The sequence below is a fragment of the Antarcticibacterium flavum genome (genome assembly GCF_006159205.1).
GTDB classification, from domain to species: Bacteria; Bacteroidota; Bacteroidia; order Flavobacteriales; family Flavobacteriaceae; genus Gillisia; species Gillisia flava.
Genome location: NZ_CP040812.1, coordinates 408,180 through 428,881, shown reverse-complemented (window position 1 = coordinate 428,881; position 20,702 = coordinate 408,180). Strand labels below are relative to the sequence as shown.

Genomic DNA, 20,702 nt, shown 5'->3' with positions numbered 1-20,702 from the left:
TTTTGCGCGGGAATAAGCACGGCTAAATGTTTAAATTTCGTTAAATTTGCACCGATTTAAAGTAATCATAATGCAGAATAAAATTGCGTCTGTCTTGTTCTCTACCCGAATAATGGCAGTCTTGTTCATTGTCTTTTCCATTGCCATGGCACTTGGAACATTTATAGAAAGCTGGTATACAATTGAAACTGCCAGGATTATGATCTACAATGCCTGGTGGTTCGAGGCAATTATGGTCTTTTTTGTAATCAATTTCGCCGGTAATATTTATCGTTATAATCTACACAAAAGGGAAAAATGGTCTTCTCTTTTAATCCACCTTTCTTTTGTACTTATCCTTGTTGGGGCCTTTGTTACCCGATATATAAGTTATGAGGGCATAATGCCAATAAGGGAAGGGGAAACTACAAACACTTTCCTTTCAGAAAAAACCTATCTCACTGCTTACCTTGATGGTGAAATAAACGGCGAGCCCAGGCGCAGGGTAATAGAAAAACCTGTTCTTCTGGCTCCTGAAACCGAGAATGATGTTACAATCCATACAGATTATAATGGGCAACCCGTGACAATTGAGGTAGTTAACTATTTGCACTGGGCAGAAGAAGGCCTTATTTTAAGTGAAAGTGGTGACAATTACATTCAAATTGTTGAAGCCGGTGACGGTGGAAGGCACGAGCATTACTTAAAGGAAGGAGATGTTGCAAATATCCATAATGTTCTCTTTGCCTATAATAAGCCTACAGAAGGAGCTATTAATTTTGTGGTTGACGAAGAGGAGGGAACCTATAAGATTGATACGCCTTTTGAAGGAAGCTATATGAGAATGGCAGATGAGTATGAGGGAGAAGTTAAAGGAGACAGCCTTCAGCCTTTTCAACTGCGCTCTCTGTACAACCTTGGAGGAATGCAATTTGTGGTTCCCGAGCCGGTCGCTCGTGGGATCTATGATATCATCCCTACAGAAACAAAGGAGCAGGGACAGTCCAGTGCTGTTACGGTTAAGGTAACTTCTGGCGGCGAAGCCACTACCGTAAGTATGCTTGGAGGCAAGGGAATAGTGAATCCTCCACAACAAATTGAAGTGGGTGGCCTCGAGGTGTATTTAAGTTATGGTTCCAAGGAAATGGAGCTGCCTTTTAGTATGAGGCTTGATGATTTTATTGCTGAAAAATATCCCGGTACAGAAAATAACCCCACCCCCAGTTACTCTTCATATAAAAGTAAAGTAACGGTTTTTGAGGAGGACGGGGAAAGCTGGCCATACGAGATCTATATGAACCATGTTTTGGATAAAGCAGGGTACAGGTTCTTCCAGGCGTCTTTTGATCCCGATGAAAAAGGAACGGTACTTTCTGTGAACCACGATTATTGGGGCACCTGGATCACTTATATAGGCTATACACTTTTATACCTGGGGTTGATGCTCATCCTGTTTGATAAAGGAAGCAGGTTTGGAAAATTAAAGGAAATGCTGGAAAAGGTGAAGGCAAGGAAAGCAAAATTAAAATCCACTGCCGCGGCATTGTTGCTGTTTACCTCTTTTGGTTTTGCCCAGGTACAGGATACGATACCGGCCTCTGCACCGGTAACCGAGGAACAGGAACCGGAACATGGTCATATAAGGACAAGTAAGGAACAGGTGGATTCCATTATAAATGCCACTGCTGTAAGTGCAGAACATGCTGCCAAATTTGGAAAGCTGGTAATACAAGATGCAGGTGGTAGAATGAAGCCTGCCAATACTTTTTCATCTGAATTGCTGCGGAAGCTTAGTAAGAAAGATAAATACGAAGGCCTTAATGCCGACCAGGTGCTTATATCTATGACTGAAAATCCTGCACTTTGGTATAATGCACCAATGATCTACGTGAAACCCAATAATGATAGCATAAGGCATATTACAGGTGTTCCTGAAGATCAAAAATACCTGGCAATGACAGATTTCTTTGACAGGACCGGGGTTTATAAATTATCACCACACCTCGAAGGAGCCTATAAAGCGGCTGTTCCAAATCAATTTCAAAAAGACTTTATTGAGACAGACAGGAAGGTGAATTTATTATTCTATGCCCTACAGGGGGAAATGTTGCGAATATTTCCTATCCCTGAAGATGAGAACAATACCTGGGTGTCCTATACCAAAGTGGCCGAGTCTAATTTTAAGGGGATGGACTCCGTATATGTGCGGCAAATCCTGCCAATTTATATGAATACTCTACGGGAGGCACGAAAGACAGGGGACTATGAGCGGGCAGACGAACTCCTGGAAAGCATCGTAGGTTTCCAAAAGAAATTTGGAGGTGAAGTGAGGCCCTCACAACAAAAAATAGATGCAGAGGTACTTTATAACAAGTATGATATCTTTAGAAACCTCTTTAGCATGTATTTGTTTGGTGGTTTAATTATGCTAATCCTGGTGATAGTTCAAATATTCAAGGATTCCAAACTTATAAATATCTTAATAAAATCAAGTGCAATTATACTTTTGCTCTTTTTCATTCTGCACACCCTTGGACTTGCAGCAAGATGGTATATCTCAGGGCACGCCCCTGGAGTGATGCATATGAGTCTATGATCTATGTTGCCTGGGCAACGATGTTCTTTGGATTGGCCTTTGGAAGAAAAAGTGATCTTACCATAGCTTCAACTGCATTTGTGACAGCAATGATATTAATGATCGCTCACTGGAACTGGATGGATCCTTCTATAGCCAATTTACAGCCTGTACTGGATTCCTACTGGTTAATGATACACGTTTCTGTAATTGTAGGTAGTTATGGCCCATTCACGCTGGGGATGATCCTTGGAGCAGTAGCCCTTCTCTTAATGATCATGACCAATGACAGAAACAAGGCCAAGATGGAATTAAATATTAAGGAGATCACCATCATTACAGAAATGGCTCTTACCGTTGGCCTTGTTATGTTGACAATCGGGAATTTCCTTGGAGGCCAGTGGGCAAATGAAAGCTGGGGCCGCTACTGGGGCTGGGATCCTAAGGAAACCTGGGCACTTGTAAGTATTATGGTTTATGCCTTTGTCATTCATATGAGACTGGTGCCGGGCTTAAGGAGCAGGTGGTTCTTTAACCTTATGGCAATAATTGCTTTCGCCAGTATTTTAATGACCTATTTTGGTGTGAACTTTTACCTGGCAGGACTTCACTCCTATGCAAGTGGTGATAAGGTTATCACCCCCACCTTCGTGTATTATTCAATTGCAGTAGTAGCCGTATTAGGTGCTTTATCTTACTGGAAATATGATATGTACTACAGCAAAAAATCAAAGAAGCCAAAGGTGAAACCGGTGAAGGAAAAAAGTTAATTTAATCCTGTTTACATAAAAAAATCCTGCCGACCGGCAGGATTTTTTATATCTAATAAAGTGTAAAAAGGTTTATTTTAATGCTCCCACCATATCTTTGGGTTGCACCCATTCGTCAAATTCCTCTTTGGTCACATAACCAAGGTTTACAGCTTCCTCCTTAAGGGTAGTGCCGTTTTGATGAGCTGTATTGGCAATCTCTGCAGCTTTGTAATAACCAATCTTTGTATTTAGAGCAGTCACAAGCATAAGGGAATTATCCAAATGTTCCTTGATTCGCTGGTGGTTTGGTTCTATACCCTGTGCACAATGTTCATCAAAGGAAACACAGGCATCACCTAGTAATTGAGCACTCTGCAGGAAGTTTGCGGCCATTACAGGTTTAAATACATTAAGCTCAAATTGTCCCTGCATCCCTCCAACACTTAGTGCCACATCATTCCCCATAACCTGGGCGCAGACCATAGTTAGAGCTTCGCATTGGGTTGGGTTTACTTTGCCGGGCATAATTGAAGAACCGGGCTCATTGGCAGGAATATTAATTTCCCCAATCCCGCTTCTTGGGCCAGAGGCAAGCATCCTTATATCATTACCTATTTTATTAAGAGAAACTGCAAGTTGTTTTAGAGCCCCGTGAGCCTCCACAAGGGCATCATGTGCCGCCAAAGCCTCAAATTTATTGGGAGCCGAGGTGAATGGTAGTTCTGTGAACTTTGCGATAAATTCGGCTACCCTCTTGGAATACCCCTTGGGAGTATTAAGTCCTGTTCCCACTGCAGTACCTCCAAGCGCAAGTTCTGCCAGGTGAGGTAAGGTGTTTTCCAGGGCCTTGATCCCGTAATCCAGTTGGGCAACATACCCGCTAAATTCCTGTCCCAGGGTTAGGGGAGTGGCATCCATAAAATGGGTGCGTCCTATTTTTACAACATCACGAAATTCTTCCGATTTCTTTTTAAGGGTATTTCTAAGTTTCTTAACCCCCGGTAAAGTCACCTTTACCACTTTGTGGTAAGCAGCAATATGCATCCCGGTAGGGAATGTATCATTGGACGATTGCGATTTATTTACGTCATCATTTGGCTGCAGGGTCTTTTCACCCTCACCAATAGTTTTCCCCGCAAGCTGGTGGGCACGGTTGGCAATCACCTCGTTTAGGTTCATATTACTTTGAGTACCACTTCCTGTTTGCCATATTACCAGTGGGAACTGGTCATCGTGTTTTCCTTCAAGGATCTCATCGCAAACCTGCGCTATGTAATCCCTTTTTTCTACCGGGAGAACCCCCAGTTCACAATTAGTAAATGCAGCAGCTTTTTTGAGGTATGCAAAACCATACACTATTTCCAAAGGCATGGAACCTGCCGGGCCAATTTTAAAATTATTCCTTGAACGTTCGGTTTGGGCTCCCCAAAGTTTATTCGAAGGAACCTTAACTTCACCCATGGTGTCTTTCTCTATACGATAGTCCATAATTTATTAAGATTAGAATACAAATTTACATTTTCACATTTTTTAATGCTTTAATTTATATACAAATTTTTGAAATGTTTTCAATTATCTTCAAGGATAAGAGCAGGTTGAAAGTGGAAATATTTTTTTCTGAAAATTTTAAATTTAATTGGCACATAAATTTAAGAGTTGCTATCTTTGCTACACTTTGAAAATCCTTAGAAACTATGTTCGAATTTGATCAATACCTTGGCTTCATAGCCTTTCTTGTTATCCTAACGATGGGATTTTGGCTTATGATATTCTTAATGGCTATTCTTCCTTACTGGATTGGAGGATCCATCGCAGAAACAATGAAAGAATACAAGGAAAAGAGAAAACGTCAAAAGGAAGCCAAAAAGCTTCAATAGACTCTTGCCAACTGGTAAAACAGGTTTTCTTAAATAAGGCATATATCCCCGGATAGCCGGTACAATATAAAATAAAAAAGTCGCCAGTTAGGGCGACTTTTTTCATGTAGGGATTCCTTCAGTAAATTCTACTTTATCCCAATGTAAAATTATCATTTTTAACTCATTATTGTCGGGTTAAAGAGTCTGGACCGCTTCCGCTGCTAGAATATAGAACCTGGACTAAAATTTACTTCAATGGAAAACATCGCTTTACCCACCTCTAAAAACCGTGGATTTTCCTAAACTATTTTAGATTCAAAACCATCCCCATGTTGAGGTTGATATGACCTCCAGACTATACATAGCAAGGCTAAACGGAAATTCAGATTTTATTAATCGGACACCAATGATTTTTAATTCTAAAGCGGGAAAGGGAAATGTCTAAATAAATATGGCTGCCAAAATAGGCAGCCATAATATGATTGATTCTGTTGGATTGTGGTTATCCCTCGAAATCTCCGTCCATATCCCCGCTATCCTGTTGGCGATTCCTGCGGTCCTGCTCTCTTTTTTGCTGGTTGAACCTATATACAAGGGAAAGGTTGAAAGAGCGCTCTCTCCACTGGAATTCACTATCTCTATCAAAAAATTCTGTAGATGTAAAGGAACGTCTTTTCCTGGAATTCAAAAGGTCTCTTACGTTAAAGGAAATTGTCGCATTATCGTTAAAAATATCTTTACTCAATGCCAGGTCAATAGAAAGAATTCCTTCCTGTCTTCCCTGTACGTCATCTGATGGTCCCCTGTAGAATGCATTGGTTTGCCATTCTATACTTGCGGGTAAAGAAACCTTGGAGCTAAATCTTCCAAACCAGCTGGTATTTTGAACGCTATAATCCTGTCCTTCAAATTCCCCTTCAGTATTGAACTGGAAAAAGTTAAAGCTACCATTAAGACGTAACCAACTTGCCGGGTTGTATAAGAAACCAAGTTCTCCACCAATTCTTTCATTTGTTGCAAGGTTTACCGGGATTGTCCTGGTAATAGGAATTTCATCTCCAGGGGTAACCGCACCTGTAAACTCTTCGATCCTTTGGAAGGCATCTGTCTCAAGCTGATAGTATACAGAGGAGGTAAAAGTCAATTTCCCCCATCTTTTAAGATAACCCAGGTCCCACGCATTTGCAAAAGCGGGCCTTAGATTTGGATTACCCTGGAATACATTTGTTCTACTTGATCTTGAAGGGAAAGGGTTGATGAACCATCCACGTGGTCTGTTGATCCTTCGGTTATATCCAAGTGTAATGTTTTCCTGGTCTCCTATTTCATAAATAAGATTGACTGTTGGAAATAAGCCCAGGTAGTTATTATCGAAATCTGTATCAATTGTAAAACCGAATTCTTCTCTAAGCTCCTCATCTGTTAACCTGGAATCTATATTTCCTTTTAACTGGGTGTTTTCAAGCCTCAAGCCCAAAAGGAAAGAAAAATCTCCGAATTTGGTACCATACTGTGAATACAGTGCATTCACATTTTCTGTATAATCAAAAACGTTTGTTAATCTTTCATTTACCTCCCCATCAAAAAGGAGTTCATAATCTGTTACAGTATTTTCAAACTCTCCTCTAAAACCGGCTTCAAACTGTGAATTTTCGCCTATTGGAAGAACATAATCTGCCTGGATAAGATATTCTGTTTCATCCTCGGTTTGGGCAATTGTTTCTTCTATAAAGTTTCTTTCAATATTCTCTCTACTAAAGGTTTGGTTCTCTGTGATAAATCCTGTTCCAACTTCATTCCCTTTTCCTATCTGGATATCGGCGGTAAGCTGGTGACCTTTATCATTAAAGCGGTTAATGTAATTCACAGAGAATTGATACCTGTTATCCTTTTCTGTTTCCAGCTCCCTACGAAGGGTTTGTTCCACAAGTGAGCCGCTTCTATACCTGTCACTATTGTTGGTAGTGATATCTTCATCTTCCCCGTATCTATAGAAGATACTGGCCGTTAGGGAGGATTGATCGTTTAGGTAATACTCAACTCCAAAATTGGTGTTGAAGTTTCGGTTTAACCTGTTTACGATCCTTCTTTCATAGATCCTGTCAAATTCCGGGTCTACAAGTTCACCTTCACTGTTTCGTCTGGGCCTGTAGCGGGTATCACTCCAGTTATTTCCCGGTGCATCAAAATAGCGGAAACCTGTAGTATTAAAAATATTGAATTTATCTGTTCTTAGGTTTACATTGGCAGAGATCCCTGCATTATCGGGATACCCTGCGTTGGCAGTAAGGGAACCGTTAAAACCTAATGTCTTTTCCTTTCGAAGGATAATATTTAAGATACCTGCAGTTCCTTCAGCATCATAACGGGCAGAGGGAGAAGTGATAACTTCAACCCGCTCAATGGCTTCTGCCGGTAATTGTGCGAGTACATCTGTAGATCCAAAACCAGCCATTGCAGATGGTTTTCCATTAATAAGTATTCTTACATTATCATTACCTCTCAAGCTTATTCCTCCTTCAACATCTACGGCTACAGATGGTACATTGTTAAGGGCATCGGCCACGGTTCCTCCTGCAGTGGTAAGGTCTTTTCCAATATTATAGATCTTTTTATCGAGTCGTACTTCCACCTCTGTAGTTTCAGCAACAACCACAACCTCATCCAGGCTGTCCTGGCTTATTCCCAATTCGATGGTTCCCAGGTTAAGATCTGCGTTTACCTGCCGATTGTTAAAACGCTTTGGTTCAAAGGAGATATATTCAATTGTAATATTATATGTACCCGGTCCTACTTTAAGGGCAAAGTTTCCCTCAAGATCTGTAACCCCGCCATCAAGGTATTCGGGATCATTGGGTTTGGTTATGGAAATGGTAGCATATTCAAGCGGCACCCCCATATCGTCATCTATAACCTTACCGGAAATAGTGTACTCACTGGATTGAGCAAAGGAATTAAGGGGAAGGGTAAAAAATAAAATCAGCAGGAAGCTGATGGGAAGGAACTTATTAATCATAACACGTTTTTGGTGTTAGACCCATTTTTAACCCAAAGGTTTAAATCACAATCGTTAAAAAACCGTTAAAGACTGGGGTTTTGCTATGTTTTCCTGCCTAAGAAGCTGAAACTGAATCAATAATTGTATCCGGAATTTTTTTATTTATTCCAACATAGGCATTGAACTGGGAATCACTAAGGATCTTTTTAAGGTTTCGGTGTTCCTTTACCTGCACCTTTTTAAGCTTCTGTATCTTCCTGTACTCCGGGATACTATCATTTATAATGGCGTTTTTCCTTATGGTATATGTAATAATAAGATCTTCAAGCCTTAGTTTTTGCTCAAGTGTAAGATCAAGCTTCTCCTGCCATGCAAGTGCTAGCTCATTGGCTATTTCTTTAATTTCCCTTCTGCTTTGCTCGTGAATATAAATTTGGGAATACACAAAGCCTCCAACTGTAATTGCAGCCAGACCTAGAAGTAATATCCTGCTTTCTTTTTTCATCATAGGATCTTTCGGGTTCCTAATTTATAAAATTTTTTCAATATTTGAGGGAGGCCTGCCAATGACAGCCTTATCATTTTTCTCTACTATTGGTCGTTCAATAAGCTTGGGATTTTCTGCCATTATTGCGACCAATTCCCGGTCACTAAGGTCCCGATCCTTATAGTTTTCTTTCCAAATACTTTCATTCCTTCGCACTAGTTGTACCGGTGCTATTTGAAGTTTGGATATAAGGGTGTCCAGTTCGGCTTCAGTGAGAGGTTCCTTTAAATATTCTCTGGTTTCAAATTTCTGGCCAGATTTCTCTAAGATCTCCAGGCCTTCTCTTGATTTTCTGCAGCGGGGGTTGTGGTAGATCGTTATCATTGAATTTCTTTTACTATAAAATACACAATAAAATTAAGTTTCAAAAACTTTTAAGTCCCTAATCAATCATCATTCCTTTGTCCCATCATCATAAGATAGGCCTTAAGGAATTTATCGATCTCCCCATCCATAACGGCTTCCACATTACCTATCTCTGCAGCGGTGCGAACATCTTTAACCAGTTTGTAAGGGTGCATCACATAATTCCTTATTTGGGAACCCCATTCTATCTTCATTTTGGAATCCTCTATTTCCCGGCGCTGTGCCTGCTGCTTTTGAAGTTCTATTTCATACAGCTGGCTCTTAAGCAGTTGCATGGCCTTAGTTTTGTTTTCCAGCTGTGATCTTGTTTCAGAATTCTCTACAACGATCCCCGTGGGGGCGTGACGAAGGCGGACTGCAGTTTCAACTTTATTTACATTTTGCCCTCCTGCACCAGATGATCTCATGGTTTCCCATGAAATATCTGCAGGGTTGATCTCTATTTCAATAGTATCATCTGCCAGTGGATAAACATACACTGAAGCAAAGGAAGTATGTCGTTTTGCATTGCTGTCAAAAGGGGAAATTCGCACCAACCTGTGGACCCCGTTCTCACCTTTTAACCAGCCAAAGGAGTATTCTCCTTCAATTTCAATGGTAACGGTTTTTATTCCTGCGACTTCACCTGCCTGGTAATTGAGTTCTCTAACTTTAAACCCCTTATTCTCTGCCCATCGCAAATACATGCGCATAAGCATCTCTGCCCAGTCACAACTTTCTGTCCCACCTGCACCTGCTGTCACCTGTAGAACCGCACTTAAGCTGTCGCCTTCTTCAGAAAGCATGTTCTTGAACTCCAGATCTTCTATGAGGTCTACCGCATCTTCATAACGGGAAACCACATCCTCTTCTGTTGCTTCCTTTTCTTTATAAAATTCATAAAGTACCTCGAGGTCCTCTACCAGGGTTTCTCCTTTAAGATAATCTTCCACCCACTTTTTTTCAGAATTAAGCTCGCGCATCAATGCCTCTGCCTCTTTAGGATTGTCCCAAAAGTCAGGCGAATAGGTTTTCTCCTCTAAATTGGTGATTTCTATTTGTTTGGCATCAACGTCAAAGATACCTCCTTAACGCAACCAGGCGATCCTTAAGATCTTTTATTTGTTCAGTATTGATCATTTTCAATAAATATTTGCGTAAAAATAGAATTAAAGCCCCCTTTTAGAAAACTATTTTGCATTTATTTTATAGTTTTAGGCTCCTTAAAACTCCGCTACATGAAGGCTCTTTTTTCTATCGCGCTTATTTTCAGTATAATAATGAGCGCTCAATCACAATTCCTGGAAAGCAAGGAAGATCTTGTAAAACAGGAAGGTTATTTTAATTTTTATTATTCAGAAAAAGATGGTGCGATCTACCTGGAGGTAGAAAGGCTCAATGATGAATTTCTATATGTTCCTTCGCTTGCCACAGGGCTTGGTTCCAATGATATTGGACTTGATAGGGGGCAACTGGGAAATGAGGCTATTGTGAGATTTGAAAAAGCCGGAAAAAAGCTGTTGCTGGTGCAGCCAAATATGAAATACCGCGCCATAACAGATAATGATGCTGAAAGAAAGAGCGTCGAGGAAGCTTTTGCACGTTCTGTACTATATGGATTCGAAATTAAAGAGGAAACCGAAGGGAAGTATATTATTGATCTTACCCCGTTTTTAATGGAAGATGCCCACGGGGTTGCTTCCCGCCTGCAAAGGGGAAATCACGGAAGTTTTAAAATTAATAATAATAAGAGTGCCCTGCACCTCCCACGTACGAAAGCATTTCCTGAAAATGTGGAGTTTGAGGCTATGCTCACTTTTGAAGGTGAGGCAGCAAGCGGGACTTTAAGGAGTGTTGCACCCAATGCTCAAAATCTTACTGTGAATCTTCACCACTCCTTTGTGAAATTACCAGATGAAAATTATGAGAAAAGAAGCTTCTCCCCGGGAAGTGGAGCTATCTCAATGTCCTATTATGATTATTCGACCCCTGTTTATGAACCACTTGAAAAGAAATTCATAATTAGGCACAGGTTAAAGAAAAAGGATCCCGGGGCTGAAATAAGTGAGGCAGTAGAACCTATTATATATTACCTGGATCCCGGCACCCCCGAGCCCGTAAGGACTGCGCTTCTAGAGGGCGCAAAGTGGTGGGGGAAGGCCTTTGAAGCTATAGGTTATAAGGATGCGTACCAGGTTAAAATGCTTCCTGAAGATGTAGACCCACTGGATGTGCGTTATAATGTGATTCAATGGGTACACAGGTCTACCAGGGGATGGAGCTATGGCGCGAGCGTGGTAGACCCAAGAACAGGAGAGATCATTAAAGGTCATGTGAGCCTTGGAAGTTTAAGAATACGCCAGGACCTAATGATCGCACAGGCTTTGCTCGATAAACCATTTGCCGAAAGGGATGATAATTATAATGAAATGATGGATCTTGCAATTGCCAGGATTCGCCAGCTCTCTGCCCACGAAGTGGGGCATACTCTTGGATTTACCCATAATTTTGCTGCCAGTACAAATAACAATTCCTCTGTGATGGATTACCCCCACCCAATGATCAACCTAAAAGATGGAAATGTTGATCTTACTAATGCTTACGACAGTGGAATAGGGGAGTGGGATAAATTCACTGTAAAATATTCTTATTCTCCTGTACCGGCGGGTTCTACTGAAGAAGAATTTCTAAGGACTACCCTTCTCGAAGCTCAGGAAAAGGGACTTGAATTTATTAGTGACAGTGATGCCAGGGCTACCGGCGGAGCTCACGCAGGTGCTCATTTATGGGATAATTCCAAAAACCCTTCCCTTGAACTGGAAAGGGTGCTTGAGCTAAGAAAACAGGCTATAGCCAATTTTTCTATTGATAATATTCGTACGGGAGAGACCTACTCTGTACTTGAAGATGTCTTCGTCCCGCTATATTTTTTCCATAGGTATCAAACAGAAGCAGCCGTTAAGCGTATTGGCGGACTTAATTATAGGTACGCCGTGAAGGGGGACAATGAGACGGTGGTGGAAGCCCTGGACGCCGAAGCCCAAACACAGGCTTTAAGGGTAGTACTCCGCACTTTGGATGCACAGGAGCTGGCAATTCCAAGGGATAAGCTGAAACTTTTTCCACCAAGGGCATTTGGATTTTCAAGGTCCCGGGAATCTTTTAAAAGCAATACAGGAGTGGCTTTTGATGCTCTGGGAGCTGCTGCCACAGCCAGTGATATGACCCTTGGATTACTTCTTAATCCCGAAAGAGCGGCAAGACTTATACAGCAAAAAGCGATTGACCAAAGCCTTCCCGGTCTTCCGGAGGTTATAGATCAATTATTGGCAAAAAGTATTCAGACAACAAAAGAGGATATGTATTTACAGGAAGTTCAAAATTCTATAAATTATAATGTGCTACAGCATTTGATGAATTTGGCGGTTCACAAGGATGCGATCCCGCAGGTGAAGGCGATTACCAATTATAAACTGGTAGAGCTGGAAGATTGGTTCAGAAAGAACAGGAAAAAGAATCCCGTGATCTACAGGCAGTTTTTGGAGGATATTAGCCAATTCAGGAAAGATCCTTCAGAATTTAAAGCTTTACCGGTAGCGCCACAAATACCCGATGGCTCCCCGATAGGAAATTTTTAAAAAGAATTATTCAGAAAAAATATCAGAAAAATATAGAAATGAAAGAGATAGACTTAAGAAGTGATACCGTAACGAAACCTACCAAAGGAATGCTGGAGGCTATTATGAATGCCGAAGTTGGAGATGACGTATACAAAGAGGACCCTACGGTAAATGCCCTGGAGGAGAAACTGGCGAGGATGTTCGGAAAAGAAGAAGCGCTGTTCTTCCCTACCGGGAGTATGGCCAACCAGGCGGCGATAAAACTGCACACCCAGCCTGCAGATCAGCTAATTTGTGATAAATGGGCCCATGTTTACAATTATGAGGGAGGAGGGGCTTCCTTTAACAGCGGGGTTTCCTGTAAACTCGTCGATGGAGACAGGGGGATGATAACCGCGCGGCAGGTGGAGGAAAATATCAATCCGCCAGATTTTTATCACAGTCCGCTAACCACGCTTGTGTGCCTTGAGAATACCACTAATAAGGGAGGGGGAGCCTGTTACGATTTTGAGGAAATAAGAAAGATAAGAAAGGTTTGTGATGAGCACGGGCTTGGGCTACACCTGGATGGTGCCCGGCTGGTAAATGCCCTGGTTGCGAAAAAGGAGGATCCCAAAGACTACGGAAAGATATTTGACACTATTTCCATTTGTCTATCTAAAGGTCTTGGGACACCTATAGGAACTGTATTAGTAGGGGATAAGGAAATTATGAAAAACGCTATGAGGGTACGTAAAGTTCTTGGAGGTGGAATGAGACAGGTAGGTTTCATGGCCGCTGCAGGTATATACGCACTCGATAATCACATGGAGCGGCTGGCAGATGATCATAGAAGAGCTTCAGAACTTGGACAAACACTTAAGAAGCAGGAATTTATTGGGGAGGTAGAGCCAGTGGAAACCAACATCGTGATCTTCTACCTCAAGAACCCTAAAAATGAAGCTGCCTTTATGGAACAGCTAAAGCAGCAGAATATAAGAATAAGCAATATGGGCCAGGGTAAATTGAGGATTGTGACCCACCTGGATTATTCAGAAGAAATGCACCAACGATTTCTGGAAGTGCTTAAAAATATTCGGCTGTAAAAAGCAAAAATTAAAAAACCCTTTAGGAATTCCTGAAGGGTTTTTTAAACTTCGAGATTTTCTTGAATTGTAAGTTTATTTGACCTCGCAAATAAAACAATTTATTTCAGTCTAGATTCCAGATTCTAGCAGCGAAGCGGTCCAGAGTCTATTTCCGGACAGCAACGATCTCAATACTCATATCTCAATACTCAATACTACTTTACTATTCCAGATTCCAGCAGCGAAGTGGTCCAGAGTCTATTTCCGGACAGCAACGATCTCAATACTCATATCTCAATACTCAATACTACTTTACTTTCCCAGCATTTCATCCATCCCCGGGATATCGGGCATGCCATCCTTTGCTACTGCAGCCAGTTCTGCCTCGTGAATGTCAGACGCCTTTTGAATGGCTTTATTTAAAGTTAGCACCAAATAATCTTCCAGTTGCTCCTTATCCTCCAGGAGTTCATCTGCAATAGAAATATTCTTTATCTCCCGTGCAGCGGTGATTGTTACCTTTAACAGGCCATCACTGGATTTTTCTTCAAGTGTTACCGTCTTTAACCTCTCTTTTGTTGCCTCAACTTTTTCCTGGGTTTCCCTGAGTTTATTCATCATACCCATCATATCTCCAAACATAATTTTTCCTTTTAAATTTTAATAAAATCAAATTTACTAAATTACCTTTTCTTATTGCGAAACATTAATAGAGTATTAGTTATTTTCTTTGGAAGCTTTACCTTTGCGATCGCACATAATTCTTCAGATTTGAAAAAAGTTATTACCCCTTTGAATAAAGACGTTACCCCGCCACAGGCAAAAAAAATAGCCAGGGAACTGGCAGCTCACGATAAGATTAGACTGGATGAATATTATTGGATGAACGACAGGGAAAATCCTGATGTGATCCATTACCTGAACAGTGAAAATGAGTATAACGAATATTTGACCGCTCATACAAAGCAGTTGCAGGAAAATTTATTTAAGGAAATGCGAGCCAGGATCAAGGAAGATGATTCCTCTGTACCTTATAAGCTGAATGGCTACTGGTATTTGACCCGCTTTGAGAAAGGGAAGGACTACCCGGTATATTCCCGAAAAAAAGAAACCTTAGATGCTCCTGAAGAAGTGCTCTTCAATGTGAATGAAATGGCTGAAGGTTTTGACTACTACAGCCTTGGTGGCCTTAATGTAAGCCCCGATAATAAGCTTGTTGCTTTTGGAGTAGATACTCTAAGCCGTAGAAAATATACGATCCAAATAAAGAATCTTGAAACCGGGGAAATATTGCCTGAGAAGATCCTTACCACCACAGGAGGCTCGACCTGGGCAAATGATAATAAAACTCTTTTTTACACCAAAAAGGATGAGCAAACCCTCAGATCCAATCAAATATACAAACATATACTTGGTACAGACCCGGCAGATGATGTGCTGGTTTATGAGGAAAAGGACGAAACTTTCAATACATATATCTATAAATCAAAATCAAGGAAGTATCTTATTATAGGCTCCGGTAGTACTCTCACCAGTGAATACAGGATCCTTAATGCCAATACTCCTGAAAAGGATTTTAAACCTTTTCAAAGCCGTATACGGGGCCTTGAATATGGAATAAGCCATTATGAAGATCATTTCTATATTCTAACAAATAAGGACGGTGCAACGAATTTCAAATTAATGAAAACCAGCGTTGATCATACGGAAGCCGAAAACTGGGAAGAAGTTGTTCCCCACAGGGAAGATCACCTTTTGGAGGACCTGGATATTTTCAAGGATTATTTGGTACTTAGTGAGCGGCATAACGGCCTTAACAAAATAAAGATCACCAGGTGGGATACAGGCGAGAGTTATTACCTGCCATTTGATAATGAGACCTATACTGCATATACCAGCATTAACCCAGATTTCGATACCAATATTCTAAGGTATACCTACAATTCCCTGAATACGCCAACATCTGTAGTTGATTTTAATATGACAACCCGGGAAAAGAATGTACTTAAGGAGCAGGAGGTTTTGGGAGGTGAATTTGATAAGGACAATTATACTACAGAAAGGATTTGGGCTACGGCTGAAGACGGTACAAAAGTGCCGGTTTCTCTCATTTACAGAAAAGGTATTGAGAAAAACGGAAAAAACCCATTATTACAGTACGCATACGGTTCCTATGGTTCTACGATAGACCCTTATTTTTCCAGTGCGCGGCTGTCTCTCCTGGATCGCGGGTTTATATATGCGATCGCCCATATAAGAGGAGGGGAGTATCTTGGAAGAAAATGGTATGAGGATGGAAAGTTGATGAATAAAATGAACACCTTTACCGATTTTATTGATGTGTCAAAGCATTTAATTTCTAAAAAATATACCTCTGCAGAGCATCTATATGCAATGGGTGGCTCTGCGGGTGGATTGTTGATGGGGGCAGTGGCAAACATGGCCCCGCAATTATATAACGGTATTATCGCGGCAGTTCCCTTTGTGGACGTGGTCACAACCATGCTTGATGATAGCATTCCTCTTACAACCGGAGAATATGATGAATGGGGAAATCCTAATGATAAAGAGTATTTTGAATATATGTTATCCTATTCCCCTTACGACAATGTAATGGCTCAGGATTATCCACATATGCTGGTCACTACCGGGCTCCACGATTCCCAGGTGCAATACTGGGAACCGGCCAAGTGGGTAGCTAAGCTGCGGGAGATGAAAACCGATAGCAATATTCTTCTTTTTCACACCAATATGGATGCCGGCCATGGAGGAGCTTCAGGTAGATTTGAAGCGCTGAAAGAGGTGGCAGAGGAGTACGCTTTTTTACTCGATTTAGAAGGAATAACAGAATAATTAAAATATTTCCCTTAACTTTGACCAGATATAATTAAGATTGTTTTAACTTTTAAAGCAATTTTATCATACCCGAAATTGCAGAAAAACTTCAGTTATGAAAGAAGAGATACAGGTTTATGACAATGTATTGCAATTGATAGGGAAAACCCCCTTGATACATTTAAACTCCATCACCAGTGGCTTTAAAGGAGACTTCTTTGCTAAAGTAGAAGCCTTTAATCCCGGCCACTCCACCAAAGACAGGATCGCCTTATATATTATAGAAGAAGCAGAGCGTAAAGGAATTTTAAAACCGGGAGATACTATCATAGAAACAACATCTGGTAATACAGGTTTTAGCATAGCTATGGTTAGTATCATCAAAGGCTATGAATGTATCCTTGCAGTAAGTTCCAAATCCTCGCCAGATAAGATTGATATGTTGCGCACTATGGGAGCCAAGGTCCACGTTTGCCCCGCTCACGTTGCTGCAGATGATCCACGTTCCTATTATGAAGTTGCAAAGAAACTGCACCAGGAGAGAAAGGGGTCTGTATATATAAACCAATATTTCAATGAGCTTAATATGGATGCTCATTTTCATTCCACCGGTCCGGAAATATGGGCGCAAACAGAAGGAAAGATCACCCATCTGGTTGCCTGCAGTGGTACAGGAGGAACAATTTCTGGTACTGCAAGATTTCTAAAGGAAAAAAATCCTTCTATTAAAGTCATAGGAATAGACGCCTTTGGATCTGTCCTCAAGAAATACCACGAGACCAAAGAATTTGATACAGATGAGATCTACCCATACCGCATAGAAGGTTTGGGAAAAAATCTTATTCCCACTGCAACAGACTTTGATGTAATAGATAAATTCATCAAGGTTACAGATGAGGAAAGTGCACACACGGCAAGGGAGTTGGCCAAGACTGAAGGCCTTTTTGTAGGTTATACAAGTGGAGCAGCTATGCAGGGCATAAAACAACTGGCAGAAGCAGGTGAATTTAAAAAGGACAGCAAAGTAGTCGTAATTTTCCCGGATCATGGATCCCGATATATGAGCAAGATCTATAGCGATACCTGGATGGCAGAGCAGGGATTTTTTGATACAAAGAACCAGGCAGAGGCACAACCCGTTGAAATTGTGGACTAAAATGGATACTGCGATCACATAATAAACTCAAAGCATCCTCCTAAAGGATGCTTTTGTTTGAAGACAGGTTACGTTAATTAAATAAATTGTCGAATTGAGTTGTATTTTTTTACTTTTGCAGCTCTTTTAATAAAAGATGTATGAGAGATCTATTTGATAAAATATATAAGGATAAAGGGCCCCTGGGTAAATGGGCACAGCAGGCAGAAGGTTATTTTGTTTTCCCTAAACTGGAAGGACCTATCTCCAATAGAATGAAGTTTCGCGGCAAGGAAGTGATCACCTGGAGTATTAATGATTACCTGGGACTTGCGAACCATCCTGAAGTGCGTAAAGTAGATGCTGAAGCAGCTGCAGAATATGGATCTGCATACCCTATGGGAGCCAGGATGATGAGCGGTCATACAGACCTTCACGAAAGGTTGCAGGATGAGCTTGCTTCTTTTGTAAACAAGCAGGCAGCTTACCTACTTAATTTTGGGTACCAGGGGATGGTCTCTACTATCGATGCCCTGGTTTCAAAAAGTGATGTGATCGTGTATGATGTAGATGCCCATGCCTGTATCATTGATGGGGTGCGTCTTCATTTAGGACAGCGCTTTACCTATAAGCACAATGACCTGGAAAGTATAGAAAAGAACCTTCAACGTGCTACCAAGATTTGTGAGCAAACAGGAGGTGGAATTCTACTTATTTCTGAAGGTGTTTTTGGAATGCGAGGGGAGCAGGGTAAATTGAAGGAAATTGCTGCTTTAAAGAAAAAATATAATTTCAGGCTATTCGTAGATGATGCTCATGGATTTGGAACTTTAGGTGCAACCGGAGCAGGAGCAGGTGAAGAGCAGGGAGTACAGGACGAGATCGATGTTTATTTTGCAACCTTCGCAAAATCTCTTGCCAGCACAGGAGCTTTTATAGCGGGAGATAAAGAAATAATGGATTATCTCAAATACAACCTGAGATCTCAAATGTTCGCCAAATCTTTGCAAATGCAATTGGTAGTTGGTGCTCTTAAGCGTCTGGATATGTTAAGGACCATGCCCGAGCTTAAGACGAAGTTGTGGGAGAATGTAAACGCCTTGCAAAACGGATTAAAATCCCGCGGATTTGATATTGGTACCACACAAAGTTGTGTTACCCCGGTTTACCTGCAGGGAAGTATACCAGAAGCCATGGCATTGGTGAAAGACCTTCGTGAGAACTATGGGGTTTTCTGTTCTATTGTAGTATATCCTGTAATTCCTAAGGGACTTATCCTGCTTAGAATGATCCCAACAGCCACCCATACAATGGAAGATATTGAAGAAACCCTTGAGGCCTTCTCATCCATTAGAGAACGGCTTGAGAACGGAACATACAAAAGACTATCTGCAGCAGTAGCTGCCTCACATGGAGAGTAATCTGTTTGTGATATATATTAGAAAATCCGCTGTAAAGGCGGATTTTTTTTGTTAGGATAAAAAGGATTTTATTTTAATCTCTCCCACGGAATGGTATTGTACCTAAAATAGCTGAAGAATTTAAGGCTTTGCAGTAGAGGTTGTGTAATTCTTTTTTAGCTTATTTTTAGTCTGGCTTCTATATTCCAGCAGCGCAGCGGTCCAGACTCAATTTTCTGAATATTATTCCGCTATTGCTGCGAAGTATCCGGCCTGCCTCCTCCAATATTCCTGTCTCCTTCAAATTCGTCTTCAAAGGTTTCATCTTTGGTATGCATGTCAAACCTGTAAGAGAATCCGGCTGCTACCTGCCATCTTGAAGGAGTATTCTTGAAATTTATTAAGCCAGAGATATCAAATTGCAGGTTGTCACCAACAAGGTAAGCCACACCGGTACGTGCAAGATCATCGGCATAAATATTACTTATTATACCCTGATATTCCAGGAAACCGGCAAATTGAGGTGTAAACGCATGGGTAAGGGTGAAAATCCCGGCATAAGTAGGGTTTGCTTCAGATACCTTATCGAGTATTAAATTTGTGACAAAGACCCAGCCTCCGGCCCAGTTGTTTTGGGTAGAGAGAATGAATTTAGGACTTATGGAATTCTCTCCTTCATAAAGATAAGGATTGTCTCCAAAAGTGAAGTTTGCACCTGCATATACGGCAACAGCCGGGATTAAGGTTTTCCACTTAAAACGTTGATTTGCCCTCCAGCTATACAGGTTTGGCTGGTCTGGCCTTATGCTTCGGGAAGGGTCAAAAATTAAATATTTTACTCCTAAAGTATTCGTTCGAAAATTACTCTGGTTAAACTCCCGGTCCCTGGCACCCATTTGAATAGTTGTGGTTTCATCCTGAAAAGAACCAATAAGGCTTATCTCCAGGGCTTCAAAGAAAAGGCCATATCTTATGGCATAATCTGCCCCAAGGATATCTGTATCTGTAGCTCGCAGGTTATGATAATCGTTTCCTAAATATCCCCCGGCCTCAAACTGGAGAACCCCTGTTCCAACAGAAAATGCCCCCTGGGACGCTCCTGGCCTGTTAGAGTTGATTGTTTCGGTATACTGCGCGCTCACAGTTAAAAGCCCGGTTACGATGAAGCTGAAAAAGCTGAGAATTATCTTGCGGTTTCGCATAAGTACTGTGGTTAGAGAACATCAAATATAGAAGATTTTATTAATTTTTTAGGAGGGTTATACTACAATTGTCTCCCCATAATAGTAATTTTGCACAAACTGAAGAATAATGTACGCAGCTTCTTTTGAAGGTATTTTAAAGACCATTTTAATAATATTATTGATCTATTTTGGATTCAAGCTCTTCATCAAATGGTTTGGGCCAATGATCCTCAAATACTTCCTTGGAAAAATTGGAAAGAAATTCCAGGAACAGTTCAACCAGGCTCCACCTTCTGCTTCAAAAAAGAAAGAAGGAGAAGTTGTAATAGAAAAAAAGCCAGGAAAAGGCAGGAAATCCAACAAAGATGTGGGAGAGTACATCGATTACGAAGAAATTGATTAATTT

At 41.0% G+C, this 20,702-nt stretch carries 14 protein-coding genes and 1 pseudogene; 8 read left to right on the top strand and 7 right to left on the bottom strand.

Translation table 11 applies throughout. The annotated features are described in order from the left end of the window. Positions 1-70: 70 nt before the first annotated feature. Positions 71-3,324: pseudogene (gene ccsA, locus FHG64_RS01955) on the top strand (cytochrome c biogenesis protein CcsA). Between the two features lie 72 nt (positions 3,325-3,396). On the opposite strand, the gene fumC reads toward ccsA, so the two are convergent. Continuing rightward, entirely contained in the window at positions 3,397-4,794 is a 1,398-nt protein-coding gene (gene fumC, locus FHG64_RS01950) for a class II fumarate hydratase (RefSeq protein WP_139064836.1), read from the bottom strand. 206 nt (positions 4,795-5,000) lie between these two features. On the opposite strand from fumC, the gene FHG64_RS01945 reads away from it, so the two are divergent. Next, entirely contained in the window at positions 5,001-5,183 is a 183-nt protein-coding gene (locus tag FHG64_RS01945; protein ID WP_139064835.1) for a hypothetical protein, read from the top strand. A gap of 484 nt (positions 5,184-5,667) precedes the next feature. Here FHG64_RS01945 and FHG64_RS01940 read toward each other — a convergent pair whose 3' ends face one another. The 4 genes from FHG64_RS01940 to prfB all read right to left on the bottom strand — a co-directional run bounded on the left by FHG64_RS01940 (position 5,668) and on the right by prfB (position 10,195). Further along, the gene (locus tag FHG64_RS01940; protein ID WP_139064834.1) at positions 5,668-8,181 is read right to left on the bottom strand and encodes a TonB-dependent receptor domain-containing protein; all 2,514 of its coding nucleotides are present in this window, start codon (positions 8,179-8,181) and stop codon (positions 5,668-5,670) included. A 97-nt stretch (positions 8,182-8,278) separates the two neighbouring features. Beyond that, the gene (locus FHG64_RS01935) at positions 8,279-8,671 is read right to left on the bottom strand and encodes a hypothetical protein (protein ID WP_246054248.1); all 393 of its coding nucleotides are present in this window, start codon (positions 8,669-8,671) and stop codon (positions 8,279-8,281) included. 21 nt (positions 8,672-8,692) lie between these two features. After that, complete coding sequence (gene arsC, locus FHG64_RS01930; RefSeq protein ID WP_139064833.1) at positions 8,693-9,034, bottom strand: arsenate reductase (glutaredoxin); 342 nt, start codon at positions 9,032-9,034, stop codon at positions 8,693-8,695. Positions 9,035-9,096: 62 nt separating this feature from the next. Then, positions 9,097-10,195 (bottom strand): peptide chain release factor 2 gene (gene prfB / locus FHG64_RS01925; RefSeq protein WP_139064832.1). Its coding sequence is split into 2 segments (ribosomal slippage): positions 9,097-10,131 and positions 10,133-10,195, totalling 1,098 coding nucleotides; the frame shifts between segments, so codons are not numbered across the junction. A 98-nt stretch (positions 10,196-10,293) separates the two neighbouring features. On the opposite strand from prfB, the gene FHG64_RS01920 reads away from it, so the two are divergent. Then, positions 10,294-12,693, top strand: coding sequence for a zinc-dependent metalloprotease (locus FHG64_RS01920; RefSeq protein ID WP_139064831.1), 2,400 nt, complete (start codon positions 10,294-10,296; stop codon positions 12,691-12,693). A 38-nt stretch (positions 12,694-12,731) separates the two neighbouring features. Continuing rightward, complete coding sequence (locus FHG64_RS01915) at positions 12,732-13,760, top strand: threonine aldolase family protein (protein WP_139064830.1); 1,029 nt, start codon at positions 12,732-12,734, stop codon at positions 13,758-13,760. Between the two features lie 294 nt (positions 13,761-14,054). Here the strand turns inward: FHG64_RS01915 and FHG64_RS01910 are convergent, their stop codons facing one another. Next, the gene (locus FHG64_RS01910; RefSeq protein ID WP_139064829.1) at positions 14,055-14,384 is read right to left on the bottom strand and encodes a YbaB/EbfC family nucleoid-associated protein; all 330 of its coding nucleotides are present in this window, start codon (positions 14,382-14,384) and stop codon (positions 14,055-14,057) included. Between the two features lie 108 nt (positions 14,385-14,492). On the opposite strand from FHG64_RS01910, the gene FHG64_RS01905 reads away from it, so the two are divergent. The 3 genes from FHG64_RS01905 (at position 14,493) to FHG64_RS01895 (ending at position 19,133) form a co-directional block, all read left to right on the top strand. Then, complete coding sequence (locus FHG64_RS01905; RefSeq protein ID WP_394344231.1) at positions 14,493-16,595, top strand: S9 family peptidase; 2,103 nt, start codon at positions 14,493-14,495, stop codon at positions 16,593-16,595. Between the two features lie 97 nt (positions 16,596-16,692). Beyond that, on the top strand, positions 16,693-17,733 hold the full coding sequence (locus FHG64_RS01900) for a PLP-dependent cysteine synthase family protein (RefSeq protein ID WP_139064828.1): 1,041 nt from the start codon (positions 16,693-16,695) through the stop codon (positions 17,731-17,733). A 140-nt stretch (positions 17,734-17,873) separates the two neighbouring features. Further along, the gene (locus tag FHG64_RS01895) at positions 17,874-19,133 is read left to right on the top strand and encodes an aminotransferase class I/II-fold pyridoxal phosphate-dependent enzyme (protein WP_139064827.1); all 1,260 of its coding nucleotides are present in this window, start codon (positions 17,874-17,876) and stop codon (positions 19,131-19,133) included. A gap of 230 nt (positions 19,134-19,363) precedes the next feature. On the opposite strand, the gene FHG64_RS01890 is transcribed toward FHG64_RS01895, so the two are convergent. Then, a complete protein-coding gene (locus FHG64_RS01890) occupies positions 19,364-20,314 on the bottom strand; it encodes a transporter (protein WP_139064826.1) in 951 nt (316 codons plus the stop codon). Between the two features lie 109 nt (positions 20,315-20,423). Between FHG64_RS01890 and FHG64_RS01885 the strand changes: the two genes are divergently transcribed. Beyond that, a complete protein-coding gene (locus FHG64_RS01885; protein WP_139064825.1) occupies positions 20,424-20,699 on the top strand; it encodes a DUF4834 family protein in 276 nt (91 codons plus the stop codon). Positions 20,700-20,702 lie beyond the last annotated feature (3 nt).

Excerpts from the sequence above, each read along its gene's own strand:
- fumC (WP_139064836.1), bottom strand. The coding sequence starts at position 4,794 with ATGGACTATCGTATAGAGAAAGACACCATGGGTGAAGTTAAGGTTCCT.
- FHG64_RS01920 (WP_139064831.1), top strand. The coding sequence starts at position 10,294 with ATGAAGGCTCTTTTTTCTATCGCGCTTATTTTCAGTATAATAATGAGC.
- FHG64_RS01935 (WP_246054248.1), bottom strand. The coding sequence starts at position 8,671 with ATGATGAAAAAAGAAAGCAGGATATTACTTCTAGGTCTGGCTGCAATT.
- FHG64_RS01940 (WP_139064834.1), bottom strand. The coding sequence starts at position 8,181 with ATGATTAATAAGTTCCTTCCCATCAGCTTCCTGCTGATTTTATTTTTT.
- FHG64_RS01895 (WP_139064827.1), top strand. The coding sequence starts at position 17,874 with ATGAGAGATCTATTTGATAAAATATATAAGGATAAAGGGCCCCTGGGT.
- FHG64_RS01890 (WP_139064826.1), bottom strand. The coding sequence starts at position 20,314 with ATGCGAAACCGCAAGATAATTCTCAGCTTTTTCAGCTTCATCGTAACC.
- FHG64_RS01945 (WP_139064835.1), top strand. The coding sequence starts at position 5,001 with ATGTTCGAATTTGATCAATACCTTGGCTTCATAGCCTTTCTTGTTATC.
- arsC (WP_139064833.1), bottom strand. The coding sequence starts at position 9,034 with ATGATAACGATCTACCACAACCCCCGCTGCAGAAAATCAAGAGAAGGC.
- FHG64_RS01885 (WP_139064825.1), top strand. The coding sequence starts at position 20,424 with ATGTACGCAGCTTCTTTTGAAGGTATTTTAAAGACCATTTTAATAATA.
- FHG64_RS01900 (WP_139064828.1), top strand. The coding sequence starts at position 16,693 with ATGAAAGAAGAGATACAGGTTTATGACAATGTATTGCAATTGATAGGG.
- FHG64_RS01915 (WP_139064830.1), top strand. The coding sequence starts at position 12,732 with ATGAAAGAGATAGACTTAAGAAGTGATACCGTAACGAAACCTACCAAA.
- FHG64_RS01910 (WP_139064829.1), bottom strand. The coding sequence starts at position 14,384 with ATGTTTGGAGATATGATGGGTATGATGAATAAACTCAGGGAAACCCAG.